This is a genomic window from Sphingomonas sp. PAMC 26617, assembly GCF_000242835.1.
GTDB lineage: Bacteria > Pseudomonadota > Alphaproteobacteria > Sphingomonadales > Sphingomonadaceae > Sphingomonas.
This window is the reverse complement of sequence record NZ_JH594425.1, coordinates 1,976,493-1,987,835: the sequence shown is the minus strand read 5'-3', so window position 1 is coordinate 1,987,835 and position 11,343 is coordinate 1,976,493. Positions and strand designations below refer to the sequence as shown.

At 68.0% G+C, this 11,343-nt stretch carries 7 protein-coding genes; 5 read left to right on the top strand and 2 right to left on the bottom strand.

Going from position 1 to position 11,343, the window contains the following annotated elements:
• Nucleotides 1-22: 22 nt before the first annotated feature.
• Together ppsR and RH91_RS08800 are read right to left on the bottom strand one after the other, a co-directional pair.
• Nucleotides 23-1,447 (bottom strand): transcriptional regulator PpsR, encoded by a 1,425-nt coding sequence (ppsR, locus tag RH91_RS08805; protein ID WP_010162321.1) that lies wholly within the window; start codon nucleotides 1,445-1,447, stop codon nucleotides 23-25.
• A gap of 69 nt (nucleotides 1,448-1,516) precedes the next feature.
• On the bottom strand, nucleotides 1,517-2,431 hold the full coding sequence (locus tag RH91_RS08800; protein ID WP_010162320.1) for a cobalamin B12-binding domain-containing protein: 915 nt from the start codon (nucleotides 2,429-2,431) through the stop codon (nucleotides 1,517-1,519).
• Nucleotides 2,432-2,646: 215 nt separating this feature from the next.
• On the opposite strand from RH91_RS08800, the gene bchF reads away from it, so the two are divergent.
• From bchF to bchL, 5 genes are read left to right on the top strand one after another with little or no spacing between them, the layout of a single operon-like run.
• Nucleotides 2,647-3,177 carry a 2-vinyl bacteriochlorophyllide hydratase gene (gene bchF, locus RH91_RS08795; RefSeq protein WP_010162319.1) on the top strand — a complete coding sequence of 177 codons (531 nt, stop codon included), beginning with the start codon at nucleotides 2,647-2,649 and terminating at the stop codon, nucleotides 3,175-3,177.
• A complete protein-coding gene (locus RH91_RS08790) occupies nucleotides 3,174-4,460 on the top strand; it encodes a ferredoxin:protochlorophyllide reductase (ATP-dependent) subunit N (RefSeq protein ID WP_010162318.1) in 1,287 nt (428 codons plus the stop codon). Before bchF ends, RH91_RS08790 begins: the two co-directional genes overlap by 4 nt.
• A gap of 40 nt (nucleotides 4,461-4,500) precedes the next feature.
• Nucleotides 4,501-6,255, top strand: coding sequence for a ferredoxin:protochlorophyllide reductase (ATP-dependent) subunit B (gene bchB / locus RH91_RS08785; protein ID WP_010162317.1), 1,755 nt, complete (start codon nucleotides 4,501-4,503; stop codon nucleotides 6,253-6,255).
• Nucleotides 6,245-10,084: a magnesium chelatase subunit H gene (locus RH91_RS08780; RefSeq protein ID WP_010162316.1), complete on the top strand. Its 3,840-nt coding sequence runs from the start codon at nucleotides 6,245-6,247 to the stop codon at nucleotides 10,082-10,084. The genes bchB and RH91_RS08780 overlap by 11 nt, the downstream gene beginning before the upstream one ends.
• Before the next feature lie 11 nt (nucleotides 10,085-10,095).
• Nucleotides 10,096-10,986, top strand: coding sequence for a ferredoxin:protochlorophyllide reductase (ATP-dependent) iron-sulfur ATP-binding protein (bchL, locus tag RH91_RS08775; protein WP_010162315.1), 891 nt, complete (start codon nucleotides 10,096-10,098; stop codon nucleotides 10,984-10,986).
• The last annotated feature ends 357 nt before the right edge of the window (nucleotides 10,987-11,343 follow it).

The window sequence follows — 11,343 nt, the reverse complement described above, 5'->3', positions numbered from 1 at the left end:
ACGGAATTGACACTCACGGCTGTCAGTTGTCGTCCGAAACGAGGTTCCCCAGTCCGTGCCGGTGGAGCTTCGAATACAGGCTCTGCCGGCTGATCCCGAGAATCTCCGCCGCCGACGCGCGATTGTCCGACGTATAGGCGAGCGCCGCCTCGATGCAGAGCCGTTCGATCAGGTCGGTCGATTCGCGCACGATATCCTTGAGCGCCATCCGCCCGACCAGTTCGGTCAGTTGCTCGACCGAACGCGGCATGTCGCGCTCGGCAGTCGGTACGCTGCGCAGCCGGCGGGCGACGCTGCGGATCGTGAACCCGTAACATTGTGAACCGCCGTGCGGCGCAACCACGCCCGAAATCTCGATTTCCTCGGGACTTCCCGCGGCGCCGCGCAGGATCGTGGCGACGTTGCGCACCGCGCCATGCTCGCGCAACTGGCCCAGGATCAGTTCGAGGTCGATCCCCGGCCGCCCGAGCCACGTCGCGAGCGGCGCGCCCACCACACGCGCGACCGAGGCTACCCCCGACAGCTCGACGAAGGCGGCATTGGCGAACAGGATATCGAGCGCGCCGTCGACCAGCACGAACGCATCGGGCATGTGTTCGATCACGTCCCCGATCGGCGCATCAAAGCCGCCGGTCTCGCGCACCGGCGCGCTCGGGAGCAGGCGGACCAGCAGCAACGCGGCGCGCCCCTGGCGGAACAGCCGTGCCGACATCGCGACCTCATGCCCGCTCGCCAGCCGCACCGACAGCGCGGGCAGATCGTCGCTCGCGCTCGCCGCGCCGAGATGCGCGATCAGCTCCTCGCGGTCGGCCGGGTCGACGATCGTCGCGACCGGCTGGTCGGTGAACGCGCCATCCTTGCCGCCGATCAGCCGCGTCGCCGCCGGGTTGATCTCGCGGATTCGCCGGGTCGCCGCGTCGATGATCAGCACCGGTTCGGTGCCAAGGTCGAACAGCAGACGATACCGCGCCTCGGCCTGGCGCAGCCGGATATAGTCGCGTTCGAGCGATTGCTGCGTCTGCAGCAGGCGCTGCTGGACCGCCGCCGCCGCGCGCATGTCGCGCCCGATCGCGATCGCGCCGCCCTGCCCCAGCCGCATCACGAGATAGCGCACCGGCACGTCGCCGCTTGCGGTCGGATGATTGATCTGCCGCCACCGGGCGGGTTCGCCGCAATCGATATCGGCGAGCATCTGCTTGATCTTGGGGTTGCTTTCGCCTGTCGCGATGTCGATCCAGCGCTGGCCGACCCAGTCGGCGAAGCCGTGCGCCGCCAGATCGACATTGGTGATCGCGATGTCGCGGATGACGCCATCCGCGTCGATCACCAGCGTGATATCGCCCGCCGATGCGAGCAGTGCGGCGGCAACGTCAGGCGCAAGCCCGCCCGCAACCGCGGCAGGGTTGGAAAAGGCATGGGTTGCAAGAAGGCTGGGACGATCGTTCATCGACGAACAACTTGCTCCTGAAACTAGGTGTCGCCTGGCCCCAACCGTGCCCGCGAGACCCGGTCGGGATCAACCGGTCATGGCCGAAACCGCCTCGCGCGCCACCGCATCGACCAGTGCCCCGGCAACCTGAACCGCGGCGCGTGCATCGGGCGCTGTCCCGTCCGCACCCACCGCAGCGGCGAGATCCGCATTTTCGGCGAACACCCGCCCGCCGACCATCACACAAATCCGGGGATTCCTGGATGACGCCCGCACGGCGCGGACGATCGAAGGCAGGGGCGCGATATGGCAGTCGCAGGCGATCGTCAATCCAAGCAGATCAAACGATTCATCGCGGACCCGCGCCATCAGCTCCTCGCCGGTCGCTTCGTTGAGGCGATCGGTCAACCATCCATTCGCACAGAACATTTCATCGATCACCACCGTGCCGAAGCTGTGGCTGTCCCCGACGAGCGAGGCGAACAGCGCGCGCCGGAGATTGCCGTCACCCCGATGGTCTCCAGATGCGCGGCCCGACAGTTCGTGGACGACTTCCTGCAACCGCCACAGCCCCATCGTCACGTCGATGAAGTCGCAGCGATCATCGTCCCACAACGCCCCGAGATGCCGCGCGGCGGGCGCAAGCAGGTCGACCAGCAACGTATCGAACGACACCCCGCGCGCGACCAGCCCCTCGACATGCTGCAGCAACTCGTCCGCCTCGACCTGGAGCGCGAGCGGCGCAAAGGCCGCGACTTCCGCCGCGGAGATCGTCGTGGCGTGATCGACCGGGTCCGACGCCTGCGGCGCAGCGGCATGCGCGACCAGCAGACGCGGGATGATCTCGCGTTCTATCAACCGGCTCAGCGATTGCGCCTGATCGTCGATCGCGCTTCGCCTGGCTTTCAGGGGCGCGATACCGCGTTGATCGCGCATCGCATCGGGATCGGGCCAGATCCCGCTGTTTCGAAAGTAATGGTCGATTCCGGTAAGCGAAGTCATCCTGACCCCCTCCGGTCTGGTTTAACCTGCAATCAACGGTCGGGCACGCCATCTTTGACTGGCCCGGCGACTCGCATCGTATGCCTGTCGTAACGGCCTTGCAACGGACAAACGTCGCTGCGCTGCGGCATGTGTAATATTATTTGGACGTCAAACTCTGTTGACACTTGATCCGGTCTCCCCTTAGTTTCGATCGGGAGAGGCGGATCAGAACCATGTGGTCAGGCAACCCAGTTCTCGAACAGCAGACACGGCGAACCGCCGTGCCCCCGCTTTATACCCCCGAGCAGAAGCTGCGGCGCGACTCGACCGTCTGGACCATCGTCCAGGGCGTGCTCGCCCCGCTGCAATTCGCGATCTTCGTGGTGAGCGCGGTGCTGGTTGTCCGCTATCTGCTGACCGGCGAGGGCGCGGTCGCCGCGACGGTCTCGATCGTGGTCAAGACGATCGCGCTGTACACGATCATGGTCACCGGCTCGATCTGGGAAAAGGTGGTGTTCGACCGCTGGCTGTTTGCGGACGCCTTCTTCTGGGAAGACGTCTTCAGCTTCCTCGTGCTCGCGCTGCATACCGCCTATCTGGGGATGCTGGTGGGCGGTCTGGGGACCGAGCGCGGCCGGATGCTGCTCGCGCTGGCGGCCTATGCGACCTATGCGATCAACGCGACGCAGTTCCTGTTGAAACTCCGTGCCGCGCGGCTGCAGGAAGCGGCCGAGTCGGCCCGCCGCCGCATGGTGGCGGCATGAACGCGCTGTTGCCACGCGCGGTCCCGGACTGCGCGCCGGTGCGGGGCCCGGTCCTTCGGGAGCGGGGCCAGCGCGAGGTGTTCTGCGGGCTGACCGGGATCATCTGGCTGCATCGCAAGGTGCAGGATGCGTTCTTCCTCGTCGTCGGCTCGCGGACCTGCGCGCATCTGTTGCAATCGGCGGCGGGGGTGATGGTGTTCGCCGAGCCGCGTTTCGCGACCGCGATCATCGAGGAGCGCGACCTCGCGGGGATGGTCGATTGCAATGCCGAGCTCGATCGGGTGGTGGACCGGTTGCTGGCGCGACGGCCGGACATCAAACTGCTGTTCCTCGTCGGCTCGTGCCCGTCCGAGGTGATCAAGCTCGACCTGTCGCGCGCCGCACAACGGTTGTCGGCGAAGCATGCGGGGGCAACCCGGGTGCTCAACTATTCGGGCAGCGGGATCGAGACGACCTTTACCGAGGGCGAGGATGCTTGCCTCGCCGCGCTGGTGCCCGAGCTGGCCGCGACCGCGCCGGGGGCGGCACCCGAGCTGATGATCGTCGGCGCGCTCCCTGACGTGGTGGAAGACCAGTTCCTGCGGCTGTTCGCGCAGCTGGGAATCGAGACGGTCCGCAGCTTTCCCGCGCGGCGCGCGGGCGCGATGCCGCCGGTCGGGCCGAACACACGCTTCCTGCTCGCGCAGCCGTTCCTGGGGGAGACGGCGCGCGCGCTGGAAGACCGTGGCGCGGTGCGGCTCGATGCGCTGTTCCCGTTCGGGGCGGAGGGGACGAGCAACTGGTTGCATGCCGCCGCGGTCGCGTTCGGGGTGGACGCAATGCACTTCCGCGCGGTGATCGCGCCGGGCCGCGAGCGCGCCAAGCGTGCGATCGCGCATGCGCGGGACCGGCTCGAGGGGAAGCGCATCTTCTTCCTCCCCGATTCCCAACTGGAGCTCCCGCTTGCGCGCTTCCTCGCGCAGGAGCTCGGAATGGTGCCGCTCGAAGTCGGCACGCCGTATCTCCACCGTGCGCATATGGCGCAGGAACTCGCGCTGCTCCCCGCCGGGACGGTGATCAGCGAGGGGCAGGACGTCGACCGCCAGCTCGACCGGGTGCGCGCGGCGCGGCCCGATCTCACCGTCTGCGGGCTGGGGCTCGCAAATCCGCTCGAGGCGGAAGGGCTGACGACCAAATGGGCGATCGAACTGGTGTTCTCGCCGATCCACGGCTTCGACCAGGCAGGCGACCTCGCCGACCTGTTCGCGCGCCCGCTGCGGCGGCGCGACGTGTTGACGGTATGATGGCCGTGCCCGCACTCGCTTCGCTCCATCGGTGGCTGCCATGCAGCTGACCGTCTGGACTTATGAAGGCCCGCCGCATGTCGGCGCGATGCGGATCGCGACCGCGATGGAGGGCGTGCATTACGTGCTCCACGCGCCGCAGGGCGACACTTATGCCGACCTGCTGTTCACGATGATCGAGCGCCGCGGCAAGCGTCCGCCGGTCACTTACACGACCTTCCAGGCGCGCGATCTCGGCAAGGACACCGCCGCGCTGTTCCAGACCGCGGTGCGCGACGCGGTCGAGCGGTTCGCGCCGCAGGCGCTGCTGGTGGGGGCTTCCTGCACCGCGGAACTGATCCAGGACGATCCGGCGGGGCTGGCGTCGGCGTTGCGGTTGCCGATCCCGGTAATCGCGCTCGAACTGCCGAGCTATCAGCGCAAGGAGCATTGGGGCGCGGCGGAGACGTTTTACCAGTTGGTGCGGGCGCTGTGTTCGGGCACTTCCGCCAGCGCTACTGCCACCCCCCCGGCGAAGGCCGGGGCCCAATCGCGGGACGGTGGTAACGACGCGCCGTCCGCGCCAACATCGACCCTCGCCAATGGGCCCCGGCCTTCGCCGGGGGGGAGCCTTACGGTGCGAAAGACGGCCAACATCCTCGGCCCGACCGCGCTTGGCTTCCGCCACCGCGACGATGTGGTGGAGATCAGCCGGCTGCTCGAGACGCTCGGGATCGGCGTCAACGTCGTCGCTCCTTTGGGCGCGACGCCCGCCGATCTCGCGCGGTTGCCCGACGCCGATTTCAACATCAGCCTCTATCCCGAAATCGCCGACACCGCCTGCCGCTGGCTCGAGCGGACCTATGGCCAGAAGACCGTCCGCACCGTCCCGATCGGGCACGGTGCGACCTGCGACTTCATCGCCGAGGTCGCTGCGCTTGCCGGTGTCGACCCCGCCGCCGCGCTCGATACGTCGCGGCTGCCGTGGTGGAGCCGGTCGGTCGACTCGACCTATTTGACCGGCAAGCGCGTCTTCATCTTCGGCGATGCCACGCACGCGGTCGCCGCCGCGCGGGTGGCGCGCGACGAGTTCGGGTTCGAGGTGGTCGGGCTCGGCTGCTACAATCGCGAATTCGCCCGCGAGATCCGCACGGCAGCGCTGCTGTACGGGCTCGAGCCGCTGATCACCGACGATTATCTCGAGGTCGAGGACGCGATCGCGCGGCTTCAGCCCGAGCTGGTGCTCGGCACGCAGATGGAACGGCACATCGCCAAGCGGCTGCGGATCCCGTGCGCGGTGATCTCGGCACCGGTCCACGTCCAGGATTTCCCCGCGCGCTACAGCCCGCAAATGGGGTTCGAGGGCGCGAACGTGCTGTTCGACACCTGGGTCCATCCGCTGGTGATGGGGCTGGAGGAACATCTGCTGACGATGTTCCGCGATGATTTCGAGTTTTCGGATGGCGCCGGGGCGAGCCATCTGGGGCATATCGCCTCCCCGATCCTCCCCCGGGAACCGGGGGAGGGGGACAGTGAGCATTCAGCGAACGGTGGAGGAGGAGCAACCACGGTTGTTTCGCCCAGCACCAGCCCCCTCCACCACTCGGCTGAAGGAGCCGAGCGGTCCCCCTCCCCCGCTGAAGCGGGGGAGGAGCAAAAGGGATGGAGTCCCGAGGCCGAGCGCGAGCTGCTGAAGATCCCGTTTTTCGTGCGCGGCAAGGCGCGGCGCAACACCGAACGCTATGCCGCGGAGCAAGGCATCGCCGCAATCACGCTCGACACGCTCTATGACGCAAAGGCGCATTATGCCCGCTAGCGCACCCCTGCCCGCCCCGCACGCGAACCCCGCCGTCCGCGTGGTGATCGTCACGCTCGACAACCATCTGTCGGGCGCCGTGCAGCGCGCGCAGGTGCGGCTCGCAAGGGAGAATCCCGGCATCTCGATCGGCTTCCACGCCGCCGCGGACTGGGACGAGAACCCCGCGAGCCTCGACGCCGCGCGCGCCGACATCGCGCGCGGGGACGTGGTGCTGGTGACGATGCTGTTCCTCGAGGATCATATCCGCGCGGTGCTGCCGCAGCTGCAGGCGCGACGCGACGCCTGCGACGCGATGGTCGGGCTGATGTCGGCGGGCGATGTGGTCAAGCTCACGCGGATGGGCGACTATCGCATGGACAAGCCCGCCTCGGGCATGCTCGCGATGATCAAGAAGCTGCGCGGCTCGCCCAAGCCCGGCGCGAGCGGCGGGGCCAAGCAGATGGCGATGCTGCGGCGGCTGCCCAAATTGCTCAAGTTCGTGCCCGGCACCGCACAGGACGTGCGCGCCTATTTCCTCACGATGCAATATTGGCTCGCGGCGTCGGACGACAATGTCGTCGACATGGTCCGCGCGCTGGTCGATCGCTACGCCGCCGGACCGCGGCTCGGCTTGCGCGGCACGATGAAGGCGCATGCCCCGCGCGACTATCCCGAGGTCGGCGTCTATCACCCTGCGCTGCCCGACCGGATCGCCGCCACCGCGACCGAACTTCCGCGCCGTCGCGGGGCGAAGGGCACGGTCGGGCTGCTGATGCTGCGCTCCTATGTGCTGGCGAACGATGCTGGCCATTATGACGGGGTGATCGCCGCGATGGAGGCGCGCGGGCTCGACGTGATTCCAGCGTTCGCGGGCGGGCTCGACGGGCGCCCGGCGATCGAGGCGCTGTTCCTGCGCGACGGGGTCTCAACCGTGGATGCCGTGGTCAACCTCACCGGGTTCAGCCTGGTCGGCGGGCCAGCGTATAACGACGCCGCCGCCGCCGAGGCGATCCTGGCGACGCTCGACCGGCCGTATATCGCCGCGCATCCGGTCGAATTCCAGACGTTGCAGGCGTGGGGCGCGAACCGGCAGGGGCTGCTTCCGCTTGAATCGACGATGATGATCGCGATCCCCGAACTCGACGGCGGCACCGTGCCGATGGTGTTCGGTGGGCGCTCGGACGGGTCCGACACGCCGTGCACCGGCTGCACGCGGGGGTGCGTCTTTCCGCCAGCGAGCGAAGTCCGCGCGATGCAGACCTGCAGCGAGCGCGCCGAGATGCTCGCCGCGCGGGTTGCAAATCTGATCGCGCTGCGCCGCGCGGAGAATGCCGAGAAGCGCGTCGCGATCGTGCTGTTCAACTTCCCGCCCAACGCGGGCGCTGCGGGGACCGCGCAATTCCTCAGCGTGTTCGCCTCGCTCCACGCGACGCTGCAGCGGCTTGCGCGCGAGGGGTATCGGGTCGACGTGCCCGCCGATGTCGATGCGGTGCGCGAGGCGATCCTCGGCGGCAATGCCGCGCGCTTCGGGACCGAGGCGAACGTCCATGCGCGGGTGAGCGCGGATACGATCGTCGCGCGCGAGACGTGGTTGGCCGAGATCGAGGCAAGCTGGGGGGCGGCACCGGGCAAGCTGCAATCGGACGGCACCTCGGTGCAGATCCTCGGGCGGCAGTTCGGCAATGTCTTCGTCGGGCTGCAACCCGCGCTCGGCTATGAAGGCGATCCGATGCGGCTGCTGTTCGCAGGGCGGTTCGCGCCGACGCACGCGTTCGCCGCCTTCTACCGCTGGCTGCGCGAGGATTTCCGCGCGCATGCGGTGCTGCATTTCGGGACGCACGGGAGCCTCGAATTCATGCCGGGCAAGCAGAGCGGGCTCAGCGCGACCTGCTGGCCCGACCGGCTGATCGGCGATCTGCCCAACATCTATCTCTATGCGGCGAACAATCCGTCGGAGGGCGTGCTGGCGAAGCGGCGGTCGGGCGCGACTTTGGTGTCGTATCTGACGCCCGCGCTGACCAACGCAGGCGTCTACAAGGGGCTTGCCGCGCTCAAGGCGTCGGTCGAGCGGTGGCGCGTGGCGGAACCGGGGAGCGACGAGGCGCGCGATCTGGCGGAGCTGATCCGCGATCAGGCGGGGGACCTGGATCTGATGGGTGCGCCTGCGCGGTTCCCCTCCTACCGTCACCCCGGCCCTGTGCCGGGGTCCACCGGGCAGCCATCTCCGCAGCCTGGGGACTCGAACGACGGTGGACCCCGGGACAAGCCCGAGGTGACGATAGACGGCGCGGACGGCTCCAATATCCGAGCGGACGCGTGGATCGCGGACCTTGCCGCGCGACTGTACGAAATCGAACGCGAACTCATCCCGCAGGGGCTCCACGTCGCGGGCGAGGCGGCGACTCGCGAGGAGCGGATCGCGATGATCGCGGCATCCTCCGACGCACGCGGCGAGAAGCTGCCGCAGGACGTCATCGTCGCGCTGGTCGACGGCATCGCCACCCCCGACACGCCATTGCTGAAGGACATGGCCGCGCTCGATCGCGCGCTGTCTAGCAATGGCGAGATCGACGGCATCGTCGCGGCGCTCGACGGGCGCTACATCCACCCGGTCACCGGCGGCGACCTGCTGCGCAGCCCCGAGATCCTGCCGACCGGGCGCAACATCCACGGGTTCGACCCGTTCCGCATCCCCTCGGCCTATGCGGTCCGCGACGGCGCGGCGCAGGCGCAACGGCTGATCGACCGCAGCCTCGCAGATTCGGGGCATCTGCCCGAGACGGTCGCGATGGTGCTGTGGGGCACCGACAAACTCAAGAGCGAGGGCGCGCAGATCGCGCAGGCGCTCGCGCTGCTCGGCGCGCGGCCGCGGTTCGACAGCTATAACCGGCTCGCGGGGGCGGAACTCGTCTCGCTGGAAGAGCTTGGGCGGCCGCGGATCGACGTGGTCGTCACGCTGTCGGGGGTGTTCCGCGATCTGCTGCCGCTCCAGACGCGGATGCTCGCGCAGGCAGCCTTGCTCGCGGCGGAGGCGGACGAGCCGGATGCGCAGAATTTCGTCCGTCGCCATGCGCGCGCGCACGCCGCCGCGCACGGCTGCGACCTCGAGACCGCGGCGCTCCGCGTCTTCTCCAACGCCGAGGGCGCGTACGGCGCCAACGTCAATCTGATGATCGACACGGGCGCGTGGACCGACCCCGACGAACTCGCCGACAGCTTCGAGCGGCAGAAGGGCTTTGCCTACGGGGTAAAGGGCGCACCGGTGCGGCAGGCGGAGGTACTGAAAGCCGCGCTCCAGACCGTCGATTGCGCCTATCAGAACCTCGAGAGCGTAGAGCTCGGCATCACCAGCATCGACCAATATGTCGATACGCTCGGCGGGATCAGCCGCGCCGTCACGCGCGCCAAGGGCACCGCCGCGCCGGTCTATATCGGCGACCAGACGCAAGGCGCTGGCAAGGTCCGCAGTTTGCAGGAACAGGTGGCGCTCGAGACACGGACTCGCGTGCTCAACCCGGTGTGGACCGAGGGGCTGCTGCGCCACGGCTATGAAGGCGTCCGCCAGATCGAGGGCAGCGTCACCACGACGATGGGCTGGTCGGCGACGACCGGCGAGGTCGACCCCTGGGTCTATCAGCGGATCAGCGAAACCTATGTGCTCGACGCGGCGATGCGCGAGCGGATCGCCGCGCTCAACCCCAAGGCCTCCGCGCGAGTCGCCAACCGCCTGATCGAGGCGAGCGAGCGCCATTACTGGTCCCCCGACGCGGCGACGCTCGCCGCACTCCATGCCGCCAGCGATGAACTCGAGGATCGTCTCGAGGGCATCGTCGCGGTGGCGGCTTGAAGGAATTTTGCATGGCTTTGCTTGATCCCCCCATTCGCGGCCTCGACGGCGAAGGCTCGCTTCAGGTCGGGCTCGACCCGAACGACCGGATCGGCAGCGCGAAGGTGTTCGCGGTCTATGGCAAGGGCGGGATCGGCAAGTCGACCACCTCGTCCAACCTCTCCGCGGCGTTCTCGCTGCTCGGCAAGCGCGTGCTCCAGATCGGCTGCGACCCGAAGCACGACAGTACCTTCACGCTGACCAAGAAGCTGATGCCGACCGTGATCGACGTGCTCGAGACGGTCGAATTCCACGCCGAGGAACTGCGGCCCGAGGATTACATGTTCGAGGGGTATAACGGCGTGATGTGCGTCGAGGCGGGCGGGCCGCCGGCGGGCACGGGGTGCGGCGGTTATGTCGTCGGGCAGACGGTCAAGCTGCTCAAGCAGCATCATCTGCTTGAGGAGACCGATGTGGTGATCTTCGACGTGCTCGGCGACGTGGTGTGCGGCGGGTTCGCCGCCCCGCTGCAGCATGCCGAGCGCGCGGTGGTGGTTGCGGCGAACGATTTCGACAGCATCTTCGCGATGAATCGCATCGTCGCGGCGATCAAGGCGAAGGCGAAGAATTACGATGTGCGGATGGCGGGGGTGATCGCCAACCGCTCCGCTGCGACCGACGAGATCGACCGGTTCAACGCGGCGACGGGGTTGAAGCGGCTGGCGCATTTCCCCGATCTCGATGCGATCCGGCGCTCGCGGCTCAAGAAATGCACGCTGTTCGAGATGGACTCGACGCCCGAGGTCGACGCGGCGTGCCTCGAGTACAAGCGGCTCGCCGCGCAGATGTGGGCGGGGTGCGAGCCGCTCGACGCGCAGCCGATGAAAGATCGCGAAATCTTCGAATTCCTGGGGTTCGAATGATGCTGCGGTGCGCCCACCCCTCCTTCGTCATCCCCGCGGAAGCGGGGATCCATAGTGGCGAACCGCGAAAACCGCTGCGGGCCGCCCGCCTTATGGATTTCCGCCTGCGCGGGAATGACGGACTTGGGAAAGCGGGCACCCACTCCTCCTCCTTCATCCCCGCGGAAGCGGGGATCCATAGTGGCGAACCGCGGAAACCGCCGCGGGCCGCCCGCCTTATGGATTCCCGTCTGCGCGGGAATGACGGACTTGGGAAAGCCGGCACCCACCCCTCCTCCGTCATCCCCGCGGAAGCGGGGATCCATACTGGCGAACCGGGGAAATTGTCGCGGGCCGCCCGCCTTATGGATTCCCGCC

What these genes read in the sequence shown, in the direction of transcription:
- bchF (WP_010162319.1), top strand. Translation starts at nt 2,647, where the DNA reads ATGTGGTCAGGCAACCCAGTTCTCGAACAGCAGACACGGCGAACCGCC.
- bchL (WP_010162315.1), top strand. Translation starts at nt 10,096, where the DNA reads ATGGCTTTGCTTGATCCCCCCATTCGCGGCCTCGACGGCGAAGGCTCG.
- ppsR (WP_010162321.1), bottom strand. Translation starts at nt 1,447, where the DNA reads ATGAACGATCGTCCCAGCCTTCTTGCAACCCATGCCTTTTCCAACCCT.
- RH91_RS08800 (WP_010162320.1), bottom strand. Translation starts at nt 2,431, where the DNA reads ATGACTTCGCTTACCGGAATCGACCATTACTTTCGAAACAGCGGGATC.
- RH91_RS08780 (WP_010162316.1), top strand. Translation starts at nt 6,245, where the DNA reads ATGCCCGCTAGCGCACCCCTGCCCGCCCCGCACGCGAACCCCGCCGTC.
- RH91_RS08790 (WP_010162318.1), top strand. Translation starts at nt 3,174, where the DNA reads ATGAACGCGCTGTTGCCACGCGCGGTCCCGGACTGCGCGCCGGTGCGG.
- bchB (WP_010162317.1), top strand. Translation starts at nt 4,501, where the DNA reads ATGCAGCTGACCGTCTGGACTTATGAAGGCCCGCCGCATGTCGGCGCG.